At 67.7% G+C, this 16,894-nt stretch carries 16 protein-coding genes; 9 read left to right on the top strand and 7 right to left on the bottom strand.

Annotated elements, in window-relative coordinates; genetic code table 11:
• Positions 1–55: 55 nt before the first annotated feature.
• The 3 genes from rpmA to AC1RSK_RS08165 all read left to right on the top strand — a co-directional run bounded on the left by rpmA (position 56) and on the right by AC1RSK_RS08165 (position 2,747).
• Positions 56–328 carry a 50S ribosomal protein L27 gene (gene rpmA, locus AC1RSK_RS08175; protein ID WP_487296537.1) on the top strand — a complete coding sequence of 91 codons (273 nt, stop codon included), beginning with the start codon at positions 56–58 and terminating at the stop codon, positions 326–328.
• A gap of 132 nt (positions 329–460) precedes the next feature.
• The gene (locus AC1RSK_RS08170) at positions 461–994 is read left to right on the top strand and encodes a GNAT family N-acetyltransferase (RefSeq protein WP_492907000.1); all 534 of its coding nucleotides are present in this window, start codon (positions 461–463) and stop codon (positions 992–994) included.
• A 205-nt stretch (positions 995–1,199) separates the two neighbouring features.
• Entirely contained in the window at positions 1,200–2,747 is a 1,548-nt protein-coding gene (locus AC1RSK_RS08165) for an alpha-amylase family glycosyl hydrolase (protein ID WP_492906999.1), read from the top strand.
• Here AC1RSK_RS08165 and AC1RSK_RS08160 read toward each other — a convergent pair.
• Positions 2,744–4,306: an ArnT family glycosyltransferase gene (locus tag AC1RSK_RS08160; protein WP_492906998.1), complete on the bottom strand. Its 1,563-nt coding sequence runs from the start codon at positions 4,304–4,306 to the stop codon at positions 2,744–2,746. The two genes, AC1RSK_RS08165 and AC1RSK_RS08160, sit on opposite strands and share 4 nt — an antisense overlap.
• Before the next feature lie 298 nt (positions 4,307–4,604).
• On the opposite strand from AC1RSK_RS08160, the gene AC1RSK_RS08155 reads away from it, so the two are divergent.
• The 3 genes from AC1RSK_RS08155 (at position 4,605) to aguB (ending at position 9,043) form a co-directional block, all read left to right on the top strand.
• The gene (locus AC1RSK_RS08155) at positions 4,605–7,034 is read left to right on the top strand and encodes a TonB-dependent receptor (protein WP_492906997.1); all 2,430 of its coding nucleotides are present in this window, start codon (positions 4,605–4,607) and stop codon (positions 7,032–7,034) included.
• A gap of 120 nt (positions 7,035–7,154) precedes the next feature.
• Positions 7,155–8,153, top strand: coding sequence for an agmatine deiminase family protein (locus tag AC1RSK_RS08150; RefSeq protein ID WP_492906996.1), 999 nt, complete (start codon positions 7,155–7,157; stop codon positions 8,151–8,153).
• Positions 8,153–9,043: an N-carbamoylputrescine amidase gene (gene aguB, locus AC1RSK_RS08145; protein WP_492906995.1), complete on the top strand. Its 891-nt coding sequence runs from the start codon at positions 8,153–8,155 to the stop codon at positions 9,041–9,043. The genes AC1RSK_RS08150 and aguB overlap by 1 nt, the downstream gene beginning before the upstream one ends.
• Here aguB and AC1RSK_RS08140 read toward each other — a convergent pair.
• Positions 9,040–9,669 (bottom strand): hypothetical protein, encoded by a 630-nt coding sequence (locus AC1RSK_RS08140; protein ID WP_492906994.1) that lies wholly within the window; start codon positions 9,667–9,669, stop codon positions 9,040–9,042. The genes aguB and AC1RSK_RS08140 overlap by 4 nt on opposite strands.
• A gap of 66 nt (positions 9,670–9,735) precedes the next feature.
• On the opposite strand from AC1RSK_RS08140, the gene AC1RSK_RS08135 reads away from it, so the two are divergent.
• Positions 9,736–10,263 (top strand): GNAT family N-acetyltransferase, encoded by a 528-nt coding sequence (locus tag AC1RSK_RS08135; protein ID WP_492906993.1) that lies wholly within the window; start codon positions 9,736–9,738, stop codon positions 10,261–10,263.
• Here AC1RSK_RS08135 and AC1RSK_RS08130 read toward each other — a convergent pair.
• Positions 10,260–11,036: an acid phosphatase gene (locus AC1RSK_RS08130; RefSeq protein WP_492906992.1), complete on the bottom strand. Its 777-nt coding sequence runs from the start codon at positions 11,034–11,036 to the stop codon at positions 10,260–10,262. The two genes, AC1RSK_RS08135 and AC1RSK_RS08130, sit on opposite strands and share 4 nt — an antisense overlap.
• A 118-nt stretch (positions 11,037–11,154) precedes the next feature.
• Here AC1RSK_RS08130 and AC1RSK_RS08125 point away from each other — a divergent pair, with 118 nt between their 5' ends.
• The gene (locus AC1RSK_RS08125; protein WP_492906991.1) at positions 11,155–13,260 is read left to right on the top strand and encodes a TonB-dependent receptor; all 2,106 of its coding nucleotides are present in this window, start codon (positions 11,155–11,157) and stop codon (positions 13,258–13,260) included.
• Between the two features lie 9 nt (positions 13,261–13,269).
• Here AC1RSK_RS08125 and AC1RSK_RS08120 read toward each other — a convergent pair whose 3' ends face one another.
• The gene (locus AC1RSK_RS08120; RefSeq protein ID WP_492906990.1) at positions 13,270–14,118 is read right to left on the bottom strand and encodes a MaoC/PaaZ C-terminal domain-containing protein; all 849 of its coding nucleotides are present in this window, start codon (positions 14,116–14,118) and stop codon (positions 13,270–13,272) included.
• Between the two features lie 174 nt (positions 14,119–14,292).
• Between AC1RSK_RS08120 and AC1RSK_RS08115 the strand changes: the two genes are divergently transcribed.
• Positions 14,293–15,090, top strand: a complete 798-nt coding sequence (locus AC1RSK_RS08115) for a SapC family protein (RefSeq protein WP_492906989.1) — start codon at positions 14,293–14,295, stop codon at positions 15,088–15,090.
• Between the two features lie 82 nt (positions 15,091–15,172).
• Here the strand turns inward: AC1RSK_RS08115 and AC1RSK_RS08110 are convergent, their stop codons facing one another.
• The 3 genes from AC1RSK_RS08110 to AC1RSK_RS08100 are packed head-to-tail and all read right to left on the bottom strand — an operon-like array spanning position 15,173 to position 16,801.
• Entirely contained in the window at positions 15,173–15,385 is a 213-nt protein-coding gene (locus AC1RSK_RS08110) for a DUF4287 domain-containing protein (protein ID WP_492906988.1), read from the bottom strand.
• A 10-nt stretch (positions 15,386–15,395) separates the two neighbouring features.
• Entirely contained in the window at positions 15,396–15,788 is a 393-nt protein-coding gene (locus AC1RSK_RS08105) for a hotdog family protein (protein WP_492906987.1), read from the bottom strand.
• Positions 15,788–16,801 (bottom strand): NADP-dependent oxidoreductase, encoded by a 1,014-nt coding sequence (locus AC1RSK_RS08100; protein WP_492906986.1) that lies wholly within the window; start codon positions 16,799–16,801, stop codon positions 15,788–15,790. The genes AC1RSK_RS08105 and AC1RSK_RS08100 overlap by 1 nt, the downstream gene beginning before the upstream one ends.
• Between the last annotated feature and the right edge of the window lie 93 nt (positions 16,802–16,894).

Here is a 16,894-nt window from a genome sequence, read left to right as displayed (position 1 = left end):
AGAAGGACACCGACGAAGCCTAAAGGGCCTCGTCGATAGAGGATAGGAGAGCGATATGGCTCACAAGAAATCAGGCGGCTCCTCGCGCAACGGGCGCGACTCGGCTGGCCGCCGTCTCGGCGTGAAGAAGTTCGGCGGCGAAGCGGTGCTGGCCGGCAACATCATCGTGCGCCAGCGCGGCACCAAGTTCTGGCCGGGCGAGAATGTCGGCATCGGCAAGGATCACACCCTCTTCGCCCTCGAAACCGGCAACGTGAAGTTTGTGACCAAGCGTAACGACCGCACCTACGCGACGGTTGTTCCGAAGATGGCCGAGGCCGCTGAATAAGGCGACCTAGAGACCTTCTCTCCGGAGCGCCGCCAAAGCGATCCGGACACGAAACTCCAGAGGGGAGTCCGGATCGCCGGACTCCCCTCTTTCGTTTCAGGGTCCCCGTCAGAGGGACCGGGAGGCAGAACAATGTGTCTGATCGAACAGACCCCAAGGATAGAGACGCGCCGGCTGACCCTGCGGGCCCCGGCCCCGGGCGACGAGACGCGCCTGGCCGCGCTGATGGCCGACTACGACATCGCCAGAATGACCAGCCGGGTGCCGCACCCCTACGACCTGTCGGACGCCGTGGAGTTCATCACCCGCGCCCAGGCCAAGGACCCGCGCACCGACCATAACTTCCTGCTCGAGCACGAGGAGGAGGGCGTCATCGGCGGCCTGGGCTTCTTCACCCCGCCGGGCGAGCCGTTGGAAGTCGGCTATTGGGTCGGCCGCGACTGGTGGGGTCGGGGCTTTGCGTCGGAGGCTCTGCAGGGGGCGCTGGCCTGGGCCAAGCACGAGTGGAAGAAGCGCTTCGTCGTCGCCGGCCACTTCAGCGACAACCCGGCCTCGGGCACGGTGCTGTGCAAGGCCGGCTTCCTCTACACCGGCCAGGTGCAGCGCAAGCACAGCCTGGCGCGCGGCGAGGAGGCGGCGACGCGGATGATGGTCTGGCTGGCTTGAAGTTCCTCCCCCATCGGGGGAGGGGGACCGCGGCCGCAGGCCGTGGTGGAGGGGGTTCCCACCATTGTCGGCGGCCGAACGGGCCGACGCCGCCGCCGTCCGTTGAGGACCCCCTCAGTCAGCCGCCATGCGGCTGACAGCTCCCCCAAAAGGGGGAGCAACTGGAGGGCTGGCCCCCTCGCTCCTGCGCACTTACGCTCTCCCAATGAGCACTCCCCCCTGGTGGCGCGGCGCGACCGTCTATCACATCTACGTCCGCAGTTTCTTCGACAGCGACGGCGACGGCCATGGCGACCTGCCGGGCGTCCTGGCCAAGCTCGACTACATCCAGTCGCTAGGCGTCGACGCCATCTGGCTCTCCCCCGTCCACCCCTCGCCCAACCGCGACTGGGGCTATGACGTCTCCGACTACCAAGGCGTCCACCCCGACTACGGCTCGATGGACGACCTGCAGGCGGTCATCGACGGGGCCCATGCCCGCGGCATGAAGCTCCTCCTCGATGAGGTGCTGGCCCACACCAGCGACGAACACGCCTGGTTCCACGACAGCCTGAAGGGGACCAAGGAGGACTGGTACGTCTGGGCCCCGCTGAAGGACGACGGCACGGCCCCCAACAACTGGCTCAGCGCCTTCGGCGGCCCGGCCTGGGCCTACCAGCCGCTGCGCCGCAAGGCCTACCATCACAAGTTCCTGCGCCAGCAGCCCAAGCTGAACTGGCGCCACCCCGAGGCGCGCCAGGCGGCGCTGGACGTGCTCGACTTCTGGCTCTCCAAGGGCGTCGACGGCTTCCGGCTCGACGTCGCCAACGCCTACCTCCACGACCCAGCCCTGACCGACAATCCGGTCGATGACAGCGACACCTCGCTACGCTGGTCAGCCGCCGCCAACTTCCAGCGCCACTTCAACGATTCCAACCTGGTGGAGAACATCGAGGCGCTGAACGACGTCCGCCTGACCGTCGGCCGCCACCCCGACCGCTTCGTGTTCGGCGAGTTCTCCGAGGAAGCCGACCGCTGCGGCGGCTTCGCGACGCCGGAGGAGGGACTGCACGCCGGCTACAGTTTCCCGCTCTTGATCGCCCGCCGCATGGGGCCGGACTTCATCCGCAAACACATGGACCTGCTGGCCGGTTATCCGCACCACTGGCCCTGCATCACCTTCTCCAACCACGACGTGCCGCGCACCCCCAGCCGCTTCGGCGACGGCTCCCTGCCGGTGGCCAAGGTCATGCTGGCCCTGCTGCTGACCCTGCGCGGCTCGATCCTGATGTACCAGGGCGAGGAACTGGGCCTGCCCGAGGCCGACCTGACCCGCGAGCAGCTGCGCGACCCGGTCGGCGACCTCTATTGGCCGGCCCACAAGGGCCGCGACGGCTGCCGCACGCCGATGCCCTGGAGCCCGGGCGAGAACCTCGGCTTCACCACCGGCCAGCCCTGGCTGCCGGCCGCGCCGGAGCACGCCCACCTCACCGTCGCCGCCCAGGAAACTGATCCGGACTCGGCCCTGGCCCTCAGCCGGGCGCTCATCGCCCTGCGCAAGGCTCACCCCTCGCTGCGCCTGGGCGACATCGCCTTCCGTGACGCGCCAGCGCCCATGGCGGTGTTCGAACGGAGCGGGGAGGGCGAGCGCATCGTCTGCGCCTTCAACCTCGGCGACGGCGCCGCGCCGGCCGACCCGGCCTGGACCGACGGCGAGACCCTGCTGGCCGCCGGCGACGGCGGACCCTTCGCCTTCCGGATCTCGCGAATCTAGTCCTTGGGCTGGGGCCGATAGTCTTCGCCCAGGATCAGCACCCCGCGCCGCAGCCGCTTCCGATCCAGCCGCGCCCGGCTGACCTCCAGGGTCTGGGCCCGGACGAAATCGTCCGAGATCAGAGCGATCCGCCTGCCCATCTTCTTGTCGGGATCGTCGGCCAGCTTCAGCTCGGCGGCGGTGATGACCAGCACTCGTTGGCCTATCTCCGGGGTCAGCGGCGCGGTGGCCTCGGCCTGGTTGCCGGCCTCGGCGTTGCGCAGCCAGATGGCCAGCGGCGGGGCCCCCGGTTTGGCGAAGAAGTCGCGGCCGTAATAGGCCAGTTCGTTGAACAGGAAGCGGTCATCGACGGCGATGGCCGACAGGCCGCGGTCCGCCATCTCCACCTCGGCGCGGCGGGTTACGGCGCCGGCCGTGTCCTCCCAGCCCTTCACCCGCTTGAAGCTGTTGGCCATGCCCATGTCCTCGGCGGTGCGCGGATAGACCGCCCAGACGATGAACAGCGCCGCCAGCACCGCCTGCGGGACCAGCAGGGCGATCGGGACCCAGCGCGGCCGCAGACGCATGCCCAGGTGGGCGGCCAGCACCGCTCCGGCGACATAGGCCGCCGCCGTCCAGTTGGCGTTGGCGCGGGTCAAAAACGCCTGCAGCGTGACGAAGACGATCGGCGGCGCCGTCCAGCACAGCAGCATCACCTCGTTCGGCCCCAGCTTTCGCCGCACGGCCAGCACCCCGGCCCAGATCAGCAGGCCGAAGGGCAGGCCGAAGACCACGAACTGCTCGGCCAGCAGGCGGAGCATCTCCACCAGATTGAACTTCAGCCCCTGGTCGAAGCTGCCGTTTGCGGCGGTATGGCCCACGGTCTCGAAGCCGTGGGTCGCGTTCCAGGCCAGGTTGGGGGCGATGACGATCAGGAACACGCAGGTGGCGACGCCGGCTGTCTTCCAGCTCCAGGCCCGCCGCGCCTCGCGGTCGAAGACCAGGTGCAGGGCGATGCCGATCACCGCATAGAGGGCGGCGTACTTCGACAGCATGGCCAGTCCCAGGGCCGCCCCCAGCCCCGCCGCCGTGAACAGCGGCCGCTTGGCGACGGGCAGGTCGACATAGGCCAGCAGGGCCAGGCTGAGGAAGCCCAGCAGCAGGGTGTCGGTCGAGATCAGCCCGCTCGACAGGGTGACCCCGCCCATCAGCTGGTAGACCAGCAGGGCGCCCAGCCCGGTCCAGGCCCCGTACAGCCGCCGGCCGACGGCGAACAGCACCAGCCCGGTCATGGCGTGGAACAGCGGCGAGCCCAGCCGCACGAAGGGCTCCGAATCGCCGCCCAGCGCCGTGGTCAGGTGGATCACCCAGGCCACCATCGGCGGCTTGGAGAAATAGCCGGCCTCGAAGGTGCGCGACCACAGCCAGTATTGGGCTTCGTCCGGGTACAGTTCCAGCGGCGTGGCGAACAGGGCCAGCAGCCGCAGGCCGGTGAGCAGAACGGTGGCCGCCAGGGCGAACCGCCACGGCCGGCTGGCCTCGATGAAGGCCCGGCGATCTTCCTGATGCGTGGCGCTCAAGCTTCGCTCCCCGGCGAATCGTACCCTGATCAATCGTTGCCCGTAACGGGGGCGAATTCAGCCCCCTATAGGGCATGTCGCGCACGGGGGTGTCGCAAACTTGCGACAAGGCGTCTCAATTCGGTCCCAAAGTCTTAACGCCTGCTTGTGTCGGAAAGCTGTGTGGTTACAAGCTGGTTATGTGGTGACGGGGGTCCGCCAACGGTCACCAAAGCTTTGCAATCGGGCGCTATTGCGGCGGCCTAATCCGCCATCGAGAGCTCAAGTGGGCGCTCGTCGGGATGACAGGGGATACCTAATGAGAAACTACAAGCTCGCCATCGTGGCGACGACGGCTCTGGTCGGCAGCCTGCTCGCCACCGGCGCGTTCGCGCAATCCACCGGATCGGCCGAAGTCGAAGAGGTGGTGATCACCGGCGCTTCGGGCCCGAAGAACCTGGAAGGCGCCATCGTCGCGGAAAGCGCGGCCAAGAGCAAATCGACGCTGACCGATGAGTTCATCCAGACCCAGGTCGCTGGTCAGTCGATCATGCAGACGCTGAACATCCTGCCGTCGGTGAACTTCAACAACAACGACGCCTACGGCAGCAGCGGCGGCGACGTCGTCATCCGCGGCTTCGACTCGCAGCGCATCTCGCTGAACGTCGACGGCATCCAGCTGAACGACACCGGCAACTACGCCATCTATTCGAACCAGCAGCTCGACCCGGAACTGATCGCCAAGGTCAGCACTAACCTCGGCACCACCGACGTCGACAGCCCGACGGCCAGCGCCACCGGCGGCACGATCAACTACGTCACCCGTCGTCCGGCCACCGAGTTTGGCGGCTTCATCCAGCCGTCGATCGGCGACGAGAACTATCGCCGCATCTTCGGCCTGATCGACACCGGCGAGATCGGTCCCTGGGGCACCCGCGCCTGGTTCGCCGCCTCCTACACCGAATACGACAAGTTCCGCGGCCCCGGCGGCATGGAGAAGAAGCAGTACAACGGCGGCATCTTCCAGCCGCTGGGCGACAACGGTGACTTCATCGCCGTCTCGGCCCACTGGAACGAGAACCGCAACAACTTCTTCCGCCGCATCAGCGTCGACCAATTCAACGCCGGCGTCATCCAAGACGACAACAACCCCGAATGCTTCCTGGTCGGCTCGGGTCCGGGCGTACAGAACGACGCCTCCAACACCCTGACCGATCCGACCGACCCGTTGTCGTCGCCCAACGCCTGCGGCAACTACTACGGCCTGGCGATCAACCCCTCGAACACGGGCAACATCCGCGGCCAGTCGCGCTTCAGCCTGACCGACAACCTCACCCTGACGGTCGACCCGACCTTCCAGTACGTGATGGCTAACGGCGGCGGCAGCACGGTGATCAACGAGAACGATCCGCGCCTGCAGGGCTCGTTCTACAACACCGCGACCCCGACCGCCTTCGGCGTCGATCTGAACGGCGACGGCGACATTGTCGACCGCATCCGTCTGTACTCGCCGTCCAACACCAACACCCGTCGCTACAGTGTGACCAGCTCGCTGATCTGGGACATCAACGACAACAACCGCCTGCGTGTCGCCTATACCTACGACTACGGCCGTCACCGCCAGACCGGCGAGTACAGCAAGCTGAGGGCCAATGGCGACCCGGCCGACGTGTTCTCGGGCAAGGACGGCTACGGCAAGCCGGTGCGGACCCTGGACGACGAAGTCTTCCAGAAGCGCGACCGTTTCTCGATCGCCATTCTGAACCAGGTCGCCCTGCAGTACGTCGGCCGCTTCTTTGACGACAAGGTCACCCTCGACATCGGCGTTCGCGCGCCCTTCTTCGAGCGTGAGCTGAGCAACGCCTGCTACCAGCAGGACACGTTCAACGCCTACTGCGGCAACCTCACCCTGGCTGAAGTCGACTTCGCCACCGGCACCGCCCCGGTGCCGGGCGTGCCGGTCGACTTCAAGCGCAAGTACGACAAGGTTCTGCCGAACCTGGGCGTCACCTACCGGTTCCTGGAAGGCCACTCGGTCTACCTGAACTATTCCGAGAACCTGTCCGCGCCCCGTACCGATGACCTGTACGACCGGCTCCCGGCCGACCCGGACCCGGAAACCAGCAAGCAGTACGATGTCGGCTACCGCTTCTCGGCCGGCCCGGTGATCTTCCAGGCTTCGGGCTTCATCTCGAAGTTCGACAACTACATCGTCCGCGCCATCACCAACATCAACGGTGAGGACATCGCGACGTCGATCAACGTCGGTGCGGTCGATCGTTGGGGTATCGACGGCCAGATCGGCTGGGAAGTCATCGAAAACCTGAACCTCTACGCCTCGTACGCCTTCATCCACAGCGAGTTCCAGGACGACGTCCCGGGCACCACCGTCGGCTCGACGATCTTCACCAAGGGCAATCAACTGCCCGAGGTTCCGGAGCGTCAATTCGCGGCCCGCGCCCAGTACGCGATCTGGGGCTTCACCTTCGGTCTGCAGACCAAGTGGGTCGACGAGCGTTTCACCAACGCTATCAACGACGAGCGCACCCCCGACTACACCGTCTGGGACGCTGACATCCGCTACGACCTGCCCTGGTTCAACGACAAGGGCGCGTTCCTGCAGCTGAACGTCACCAACCTGTTCGACGAAGAGTACATCGCCGACATCTCCACCGACATCGTCGGCAACCGCACCGGTAACCTCGGCGCGCCGAAGACCGTGCAGCTCACCCTGCGCGCCCCCTTCTAGGATCTGTCGCGATACAAGACGGAAAGGGCGGTCCTCACGGGCCGCCCTTTTCTTTTGGGCTTTCGAACTCTTGACGTCCGCGCCCCTCGGGGCCACTTGCCCGTCCCCATGAAGACCCCCATGCCTCAAGCGCTTATTCCCGCCGAATGGTCTCCCCACCGCGCCATGTGGCTGGGCTATCCCAGCCATGGCGAGCTGTGGGAGGAGGACCTTGAAGCCGCCCGCCAGGAGGTGGCCGCCTTGGCCCGGGCCCTGGCCGGCCCCGGGGCCGAGCGCGTGCGGCTGATGGTCTGCGGCGATGAGGCTGAAGCGGACGCCAGATCCCGCCTGGCCGGCACTTCCGGCATCGAGGTGGTGCGCGGCCTGTTCGGCGACATCTGGCTGCGCGACACCGGCCCCATCTTCTCCAGCGACGGCCGCGCCCTGGGCTTCAAATTCAACGGCTGGGGCGGCAAGTACGAGCTGGAGGGCGACGATCAGGTCGCCGCCCAGATCGCCGCCGCCTCCGGCGCGCCGCTGGAGCCCCACGACTTCGTGCTAGAGGGCGGCGCCCTCGACCACGACGGCTACGGCACGGTGCTGACCACCCGCCAATGTCTGACCAACGCCAACCGCAACCCCGGCTGGGATGAGGCCGCCGCCGAGGCCGCCCTGACCCAGGCCCTGGGCGCGAAAAAGGTGCTGTGGCTGGGCGAGGGGCTGAACCGCGACCACACCGACGGCCATGTCGACAACCTGGCCCGCTTCGTCGCCCCGGGGGTCATCGCCTGCCCGATCGCCTGGGGCCGCCGCGACCCCAACGCCGAGGTCTATGACGAGACGGCGAAACTGCTGGGCTCGATGACCGACGCCCGCGGCCAGCGCATCCAGATCATGCGCATCCCCTCGCCGGGCTGGACCACGGATGCCGAGGGCGAGATGGTCCCGGCCAGCCACATGAACTTCATCATCGCCAACCAGGCGGTGATCTGCCCGACCTACGACGAAAAGGCCGGCGCCTTCGCCCTCGACGCGCTCGCCAGCCTGTTCCCCGAACGCAAGGTCATCGGCCTGCCCTCGTCCGCCATCCTGACCGGCGGCGGCAGCTTCCACTGCATCACCCAGCAGGAGCCGGCGTAATGACCCAGAAACCTGGCAAGACGCTGACCCTCGCCGCCCTCCAGACCCACTACGGGATGGACCTCGAGGACAACATCGCCCGCACCGTCGACCTGGTCCGCCAGGCCGCGGCCGCCGGGGCGCAGGTCATCCTGCCGTCGGAGCTGTTCCAGGGGCCCTACTTCTGCGTCGCCCAGGAGGAGCGCTGGTTCGCCACCGCCCAGCCCTGGCGCGAGCATCCTTGCGTCAAGGCCCTGGCCCCGCTGGCCGGCGAGCTGGGCGTGGTGCTGCCGATCTCGATCTTCGAGCGCGAGGGGCCGCACTATTTCAACAGCCTGGTGATGGCCGACGCCGACGGCAGCTTGATGGGCGTCTACCGCAAGAGCCACATCCCGGACGGCCCCGGCTACCAGGAGAAATACTACTTCCGCCCCGGCGACACCGGCTTCAAGGTCTGGGACACCAGGCACGGCCGCATCGGCGTCGGCATCTGCTGGGACCAGTGGTACCCCGAATGCGCCCGGGCCATGGCCCTGATGGGCGCCCAGGCGCTGCTCTACCCGACCGCCATCGGCACCGAACCGCACGACCCCACCCTCGACACGGCCCTGCCCTGGCGCCGCGCCATGCAGGGCCATGCGGTCAGCAACGTCATCCCGGTGGTCGGCGCCAACCGCATCGGCTTCGAGCCCTGGGACGGCTACCCCAACGGCGGACAGCGCTTCTACGGCTCCAGCTTCATCGCCGACCATCGCGGCGACCTGATCGGCGATATGGGCCCGGACGAGGAGGGGTTCACGACGGCGACGGTCGACCTCGACTTCCTCGACACCCACCGCGCCGCCTGGGGCTTCTTCCGCGACCGCCGGCCGGATCTGTACGGGGCGCTGAGCACGGGGCGGCCGGCCTAGTTTTCCGGGTCGGTGTTTCCGGCTCGTTCCGCCGCAGATGCCACCTCCTCGAATTCAACCATTCTGGCCACGGCTTCAAATTCCTTGGTCGGGGTGAAGTTGGCTCCGTTTTTGGCCGTGCCGAGCGTGCGAAGCCAGCCGGTTCGAAGAAGGGCGCTGCAGGTGCCTGAAATGGATTCGCGATCTTCCCAATCCATCCAAAGGGTAAGGCGCAACTCTCTGTCTGCTTGGATTTCGTCTTTGGCGGATGCGCTAGTCAGTGGCGTGAGTTGCCTGACGACCCCCACGAATCGAGCGCACAGGAGAATTTCGTCGTAGTTCAAGCCGGCGAGGCTTTCCGTGTGACGCCGGAATTCCGAATGCTGAAACGCCTCTTCAGCAGCTTCCGTACATATTGCTTGAGCCATCAATCGCAGGTTCAGACGAGCAGCTCCCTCTTGGAACGCCCGGACATACTGCAACCCCATCGCCGCAGTCCGGTCATCGCTGATCGCCCAAGGCCGGCCTCGGGCCATTTCTCTAAGCAGTTCTTCGGTCGCGATTTCCTGACGTTTGGCAAGGTAGGCCTTCACGACGAACTGAGCCGCTGACTTGAAGGCGGCTAGGATCGGTTCTGGAAGCAACACGCTGGCTCTCCCCAAGCATCACCAAGTCGTTCCAGCTCAAGCCGGAACTTGGCTATACTCGCACATATGATCACCACCGACCGCCTCATCCTCCGGTCCTGGCGCCCATCGGACCTCGCGCCCTGGGTCGCGCTCAACGCCGACCCGGAGGTCATGCGCTTCTTCCCCGCCGTGCAGACGGCGGAGGAGAGCGAGGCGATGATGGCCCGCAACCAGGAGCACATCGATCGCGAGGGCTTCGGGCTCTGGGCGGTCGAGCGGCGGGAGGACGGGGTCTTTCTGGGCTTCACCGGCCTGATGCGGCTGAAGGACAGCAACCCGTTGTTCCCCGGCGTCGAGGCCGGCTGGCGGCTGGCCCGCCAGGCCTGGGGCCAGGGCTATGCCTCCGAGGCCGCCGCCGCCTCGTTGAAGGACGGCTTCGCCCGGCTGGGCTTCGACCGCGTCGTCGCCTTCACCGCCACCACCAACCTGCCCTCGCAGGCGGTGATGGTCCGTCTCGGCATGACCCGCCGCCAAGACCTCGACTTCGACCATCCAGCCCTACCCAAGGGCCATGCGCTGGAGCGGCATGTGGTCTGGGACGCGGTGGCCTAGCCGCCGCAGCCCTCGGCCGCCGGGGCCTTGTCCAGCTCGGCCTTGGCCAGCGCCATGTCGGCGGTGAAGGCCGGGTCGGCGTGCAGGCGGGCGACGGTGGCTGCGGCCATCAGCTGGCCGGCGGCGACGTCGGTCTGGAAATGGACGCCGCAGATCCAGCGGCTGTCGCCGAACTCGCGGCCGCGGGTCACCGCCCCGCTGGCCTTGTCGGGCGCCAGCTCGGCCAGCAGCAGGCCCCAGGCCATGCCGGCGGCGGCGTGGCCGCTGGGGTAGGAGCCGTTGGTCTTCATCCACTCCTCGCGGGCGACGCAGATCCTGGCCTCGTCGTGGCCGATCATCGGCCGGTCGCGCTGGTACTTCTTCTTGGCGGCGTTGGTGCTGCCGCCGGCGTCGCGCACCACCCGGTCGAGCAGCTTGGACAGCACCGGCGTTCTTGCGACGCTGATGTCCTTGCCGATGGCGCAGGCGAAGGACTTGTGGGCCACATCACCGAACAGCTCGACGTCGGCGATGGCCTGCTTCCAGCGCGGGCTGCCCTCCAGCGACCGGCTGGCGTCGAACAGCGCCCGATCTGCCTTGGCCTGTTCGGAGTCCGGCGCCGGCGGCGGCCCGACGATGGCCAGGCTGTCCGGCAGCATGGTGGCGGGCAGATAACCGGCGGCGGGGCTTGGGGCAGGGGCGGGCGCCTTGGCGTCCTGGGCCACCGCCCCGCAGCCCAGCATCGCCACCCCGGCGACCAGCATCGCGCCGCGACCAAACGCCTTCATCGACATCACATGCCTCCCGGAAATTCGTCACTCGACAGACCGCGAGGCGCGGTCCGCGTCAAGTCGCTTGACTGGTCGATATGTTATTTCATAACACTCGCTGAGTTTCCGCGGAGCCTCCCCCATGCGCCGACCCTTCGCCCTGCTGGGCGCCAGCCTGCTGACCCTCGCCATCGCGGCGCCCGCGCTCGCCCAGACGGCGCGGGAGCCCGCACCAGCCGCCGATCCCGCCGACGAAGGCGACGTCTCCCAGGTTGTCGTCACCGCCGCGCCCTTCGCCGTCTCGCTGGACACCGTCACCACCAGCGTCACCGTCGTCGGCCGCGACCAGCTCGACGTCGCCGCCCCCTCGGGCCTTGGCGACCTGCTGGCCGGCCAGCCGGGCCTGCGCTCGACCTTCTTCGGTCCCGGGGCCAGCCGGCCGGTGATCCGCGGCCTGTCGGGCCCTCGCGTGCTGGTGCTGCAGAACGGCGTCGGCCTGGTCGACGCCAGCGCCCTGTCGCCGGACCATGCGGTGGCCTCCGACCCGGGCGAGGCCTCGCGCATCGAGGTGCTGCGCGGGCCCTCGACCCTGGCCTACGGCGGCAGCGGCATCGGCGGGGTGGTCAACATCATCGACGACCACATCCCCAGCCACCTGCCCGACGGCGGCATCGACGGGCGGTTCTCGGCCTCGGCCTCCAGCGTCGACGACGGCCGGTCAGTCTCCTTCGGCCTGCACGCGGCCAGTGGTCCGGTGGTCTTCTCCATCGACGGCGTCAGCCGCCGGGCCGAGGACTATTCGGTTCCGGGCACGCCGGTGAGCAGCCGCCTGGCCGCCGCCGAAGGCCTGACGGTCGATCCAGCCAAGACGGTGCGCAACACCGACCTCAAGCTCGACGCCTATGGTCTGGGCGTCTCCTTCGTCACCGACGAGGGCTACGTCGGCCTGGCGGTGAAGCAGACCGACACCGTCTACGGCGTGCCCTATCCGCAGATCACCGCCCCGATCGATCCCGATGACGAGGGCCCCGTCGCCATCGACCTGCACCAGACCCGCTTCGACTTCCGCTCGGACGTGCCGTTCAACCTGGGCCCGTTCGCGACCATGCGCTCCTCGATCGGCTATGCCGACTACGAGCACGCCGAGGTGCTGCGCAACACCGGCGAGACCGGCACCCGCTTCCTGTCCACGGGCGTCGAGGGGCGGATCGAGTTCGTCCAGCGCGAGATCGGTCCCCTGAAGGGCGCGGTCGGCGTCCAGGGCCTCAGCCGCCATTTCAATTCCATCGGCGATGAGGCCTCGATCCCGAAGACCGACATTGACGAGCTCGGCGTCTTCACCCTGCAGCGCCTCGACTACGGCGGCTGGGGCATCGACGCGGGCCTGCGGGTCGACCGGCGCGACCTCGACGCCTCGCTGGCCGGCCGCGTGGCCAGCGCTCCGGCGGCCTCCTATGGTTTGAACTGGATCGGGGCCGACAACGCCCCCAGCTTCACCAACGTCTCGGCCTCGGTCGGCGTCTTCATCAAGCCGACCGACAGCCAGTTCTACGCCCTGACCGTTGCCCGTAACGCCCGCGCCCCGACCGAGGGCGAGCTCTATTCCGACGGCCCGCACCCGGGCACCGGGGCCTTCGAGATCGGCGATCCGAACCTGGAGTCCGAGGCCGTGCTCAGCGTCGAGGCGACCGGCCGCTGGACCTACGACCGGTTCCGGGCCGAGGGCCATCTCTGGTACGCCGCCTACGACGGCTACATCGACCAGGTCCCGACCGGCGACGTCGAGGATAACCTGCCGGTGTTCCGCTACACCCAGAGCAATGCGACCTTCTACGGCTTCGAGCTGGAGGGGACCTACGATCTGTGGACCGAGGCGGGGCGCACCCTGTCGGCCCAGCTGGGGGCCGACTACGTGCGCGGCGACACCGACACCGGCGCCCCGGCCCGCATCCCGCCGTGGTCGACGACCGGCAAGCTGATGTGGGAAAGCGACCTGATCGACGCCAACCTCGAGGTCCGCTACGTGGCCGAGCAGGACCGCGTCGCCGACGGCGAGCTGCCGACCGACGCCTATACGATGGTCAACCTCTATGGGGCGGTGAAGCCGTTCCGCGATCCGAACCTGCGGCTCTTCGCCGAGCTGCGCAACGCCACCGACGAGCTGGCGCGCGAACACGTCAGCTTCCTCAAGGACATCGCGCCGCTGCCCGGCCGTTCGTTCCGCGCCGGGGTGGCGTTCCGATTCTAGGGGCCGGTTCTAGCCCAGCAGGGTCTTGCCGTTCTTGATCACCGTCACCCCGCGCTCCTTCACCCGGGCTTCGAAGCTGACCACGTCGCCGTCCTTCCACAGGTCGACGGCGATGGTCTCGCCCGGGAACACCGGCGAGGAGAAGCGGACCTGGTGGCTCTTGATCTTCGAGGGATCGAAGTCGGCGTATTCCTGCAGCACCGCCCGGCAGGTGATGCCGTAGGTGCACAGGCCATGCAGGATGGGCCGGGGAAAGCCGGCCATCTTGGCGACCTTGGGGTCCGAATGCAGCGGGTTGCGGTCGCCCGACAGCCGGTAGATCAGCGCCTGGTCCGGGCTGGTGGTGATCTCGACGGTCTTGTCGGGGGCGCGGGTGGGCACCTCATGCGGCTCCGGCGCGCCGTCCGAGGGGCCGCCGAAATTGCCGTCGCCGCGGGCGAAGGTGGAGCCGGTCAGGGTGGCGATCTTGTCGCCCGTCTTGGCATCCTTAAGGACCGTCTCGGCGTAGATGACCGCGCCCTTGTCGCCCTTGTCGTAGGCCCCGATGACCCGGCCCTCGGCGGTGATCTGGGCCTCGCTGGGGAAGGGCTTGTGGAACTCGCACTTCTGTTCGCCATGCACGACCATCAGGAAGTTGATCATCGAGCCGATCGCCGGCCCGGCGCCCCAGGCCACGACGGTGGCCATGGTCGGCACGGCCTTCAGCCCGCTTTCGTAGACGAAGGGCAGCTCCGTCTCATTCATGGGATCTCCGCCCAGGCCGATGCCCAGGGCATAGAGCATGGTCTCACGGTCGCCCCATTGGTAGGGCGCGGGCTCGCTGGCGAGCGACAGGATTTCCGGATAGCGGATCGGCATGGACGTCTCCCTCTTTGGCGCGATCAAAGCGCCGTTCCCTTGGGTCGGGCAAGAGGCCGCAGGGGGATAAGATCGCCTCACGGGTGGACGCGATTGCCGCCCTCCGCTCAATCGGATAGAAGCGCCGCTCCACCCTTTCCGGCCGCAAGAGCCGCCCGCTAGCCAGAGTCCCTAATGGAAACGCGCACCGTCACCAACGTCAGCCCGGTCGCCGGCAACGTCCTGTTCTACAACTCGCCCGAGCCGCTGAGCAAAGAGATGCACGGCAAGCTGGGCGTGAAGCAGCTGGCGGGCCCGTTCGCCTTCGCCTCGCAGGGCCATGTCGTGCCGCTGACCGTCGCCGAATTCCAATTCGCGGCCCTCTGCTTCCCGATCATCTTCGCCGGTGAACAGCGCCAGCCGCTGGCCGTGCTGGGCATCAACCCGGGCGACAATCTGTTCGTCGATGAGCAGGGCGTGTTCAGCAACGGCGTCTATGTGCCGGCCTACATCCGCCGCTATCCCTTCGTCCTGGCCCAGGACGAGGCGCAGGGCCGGATGATCGTCTGCATCGAGCGCGGCGCGGCCATGTTCGACGAAAAGGGCGGCGACGTGCCGCTGTTCGACGAAGCCGGCGAGCCCAGCAGCTACACCCAGAACGCCATCAAGTTCTGCGAGGACTTCGAGGGCGAGCGTCGCCGCACCGAGAACTTCGTCAACCTGGTCAAGGAACTGGACCTCTTGGAAACCAAGCAGGCCACCTTCACCCCGACCAACCCGGACGGCACCCAAGGCGCCACCGTGGTCATCGCCGAGTACTTCGCCGTCTCGGAAGAGAAGCTGCGCGGCCTGTCGGCCGAGAAGCTGGTCGAGCTGCGCGACAACGGCGCGCTTGAGCGCATCTACAACCACCTGACCAGCCTGGCCGGCTGGGATCGCCTGGTGGCCATCGCTTCGGAGAAGGCCCAGAAGTCCGCCGCCGGCAACGCCTGAGCGGTCGATACCTGACGTCACGGAAAGGGCCGGTCGCGAGACCGGCCCTTTTTGATTCGAAGGAATGTCGGCCCATCCGAGGCTATTTCGGGCCGTCCTGGGCCAGGGTGTAGGCGACCACGGCGTTCGCGTGTCCGTGGCCCATCTGGTGCTGGTTCTTCAGGATCGCCACCAGCTCCATGTGCTTGGCGGGATAGCTGTCGCGAACGATCCGCTGCCAGTCGGCGATTGGCCGGCCGTACTTCTTCTCGATCGATGGAAAGTAGGACGCCGGTCCTTTCACGATCTCGGTCATTGAGCCTCTCTCAGCGCGCGAAGATGCTGCGGGTCAGGCAGCTGAACACCAGCCGGCCGGCTTCGTCGAGCAGGTCGTGCTGGGCGATGATGATGCCCTTGCCTTCGCCGACCGGGTCCTTGCCCATCACCGTCATCCGCCCGCGCAACAGCTCGCCGGCCGGCGGGTTGCGGCTCCAGCGCATGGCGTCGACCCCCAGTCGCTTGGTCTGGGCCCAGCGGTCGCCGGCCTCCAGCTCCAGCCGCGACCAGATGGCGTAGATCATGGCGTCGGGCGCCCCTCGCGACGGGTCCCAGCCCGGCGCGAAGGCGGTGACGAAATGGCCGATCGCCTCGGCGTTGACGGCGGTCACGCCCAGCGAATGGACCTGACCGATCTCGAAGTCGTCGAAGGAGGCGGGCATTAGGGCTCCGGACTGATTTGAACGAGCAGCTTGCCGTCATGATCGCCGGTGAAAAGCCGTTTCACCGCGTCGGCCGCATTTTCCAGCCCATCGACCACATGCGCCTTCCATTTGAGCTGGCCGGAGGCCACCCAGGGGATCAGCTCGGCCATCGCCTCGCCGGCCCGGGGCAGGTAGTCGATGACGATGAAGCCCTTGATCAGGATGCGCCGCATCAGGATGCGGGCGAAGTCGCTGGGCCCGGAGACCGTGCCCTCGGCGTTGTAGGTGCTGATCATGCCGCACAGGGGCATGCGGCTGAAGTTGTTCATGCGGCCGATGACGGCGTCCATGATCGCCCCGCCGACGTTCTCGAAGTTGACGTCGACGCCGTTCGGGCAGAGCCGGTCCAAAGCCTCGCCGACATCTTCGTTGCGATAGTCGATGGCCCCGTCGAAGCCGATCTCCTTGAGCCAGGCGCATTTGGCCGGGCCGCCGGCGATGCCGATCACCCGGGCGCCCTTGAGCTTGGCGATCTGGCCGACGACCGAGCCCACCGCCCCGGCGGCGGCCGACACGACGACGGTGTCGCCCTCCTTGGGCTTGCCGATGTCCATCAGGCCGAACCAGGCGGTCAGGCCGGTGGCTCCCAGCACGCTCATCCAGGCGGTCAGCGGCACGCCGGGGATCTGCGGCACCGGGGTGACCATGCCGCCGTGGGCGATGGAATAGAGCTGCCAGCCGCTGAGGCCGGCGTTGACGATGTCGCCGGCTTTAAAGCGGTCCGAACGGCTCTCCTCGACGACCCCGACCGTGCCGCCGCGCATGACGTCGCCGATCTCGACCGGCGGCAGGTACTGGTCCTGGTCGCTCATCCAGATGCGGTTGGTGGGGTCGAGGGAGAGGTAGATGTTGCGGATCAGGACCTCGCCGTCCTGCAGCGCCCGGGTGGGCTTCTCGACGAACTCCAGGTCGCCAGCGGCGATGTCGCCGGTCGGTCGCCGCTTGAGGATCCACTGACGATTCGTCGGCATGCCGGCCTCCCGTTTTGCGGCACAGTGAGGGGTTGGCGGTGGGGAAGTCGAGGGGCATTTGCCGGTCCCGTCCGGGCGGTCCATATAGTCGCC

The organism is Caulobacter sp. GW821-FHT11A05 (assembly GCF_058809015.1).
This window is presented reverse-complemented; position numbering and strand designations above follow the sequence as displayed.

Coding starts and splice junctions, on each gene's coding strand:
- AC1RSK_RS08105 (WP_492906987.1), bottom strand. CDS start 15,788: ATGCCCGCCTCCTTCGACGACTTCGAGATCGGTCAGGTCCATTCGCTG.
- AC1RSK_RS08165 (WP_492906999.1), top strand. CDS start 1,200: ATGAGCACTCCCCCCTGGTGGCGCGGCGCGACCGTCTATCACATCTAC.
- AC1RSK_RS08120 (WP_492906990.1), bottom strand. CDS start 14,118: ATGCCGATCCGCTATCCGGAAATCCTGTCGCTCGCCAGCGAGCCCGCG.
- AC1RSK_RS08135 (WP_492906993.1), top strand. CDS start 9,736: ATGATCACCACCGACCGCCTCATCCTCCGGTCCTGGCGCCCATCGGAC.
- AC1RSK_RS08100 (WP_492906986.1), bottom strand. CDS start 16,801: ATGCCGACGAATCGTCAGTGGATCCTCAAGCGGCGACCGACCGGCGAC.
- AC1RSK_RS08170 (WP_492907000.1), top strand. CDS start 461: ATGTGTCTGATCGAACAGACCCCAAGGATAGAGACGCGCCGGCTGACC.
- AC1RSK_RS08150 (WP_492906996.1), top strand. CDS start 7,155: ATGCCTCAAGCGCTTATTCCCGCCGAATGGTCTCCCCACCGCGCCATG.
- AC1RSK_RS08130 (WP_492906992.1), bottom strand. CDS start 11,036: ATGTCGATGAAGGCGTTTGGTCGCGGCGCGATGCTGGTCGCCGGGGTG.
- AC1RSK_RS08110 (WP_492906988.1), bottom strand. CDS start 15,385: ATGACCGAGATCGTGAAAGGACCGGCGTCCTACTTTCCATCGATCGAG.
- aguB (WP_492906995.1), top strand. CDS start 8,153: ATGACCCAGAAACCTGGCAAGACGCTGACCCTCGCCGCCCTCCAGACC.
- AC1RSK_RS08155 (WP_492906997.1), top strand. CDS start 4,605: ATGAGAAACTACAAGCTCGCCATCGTGGCGACGACGGCTCTGGTCGGC.
- AC1RSK_RS08125 (WP_492906991.1), top strand. CDS start 11,155: ATGCGCCGACCCTTCGCCCTGCTGGGCGCCAGCCTGCTGACCCTCGCC.
- AC1RSK_RS08115 (WP_492906989.1), top strand. CDS start 14,293: ATGGAAACGCGCACCGTCACCAACGTCAGCCCGGTCGCCGGCAACGTC.
- rpmA (WP_487296537.1), top strand. CDS start 56: ATGGCTCACAAGAAATCAGGCGGCTCCTCGCGCAACGGGCGCGACTCG.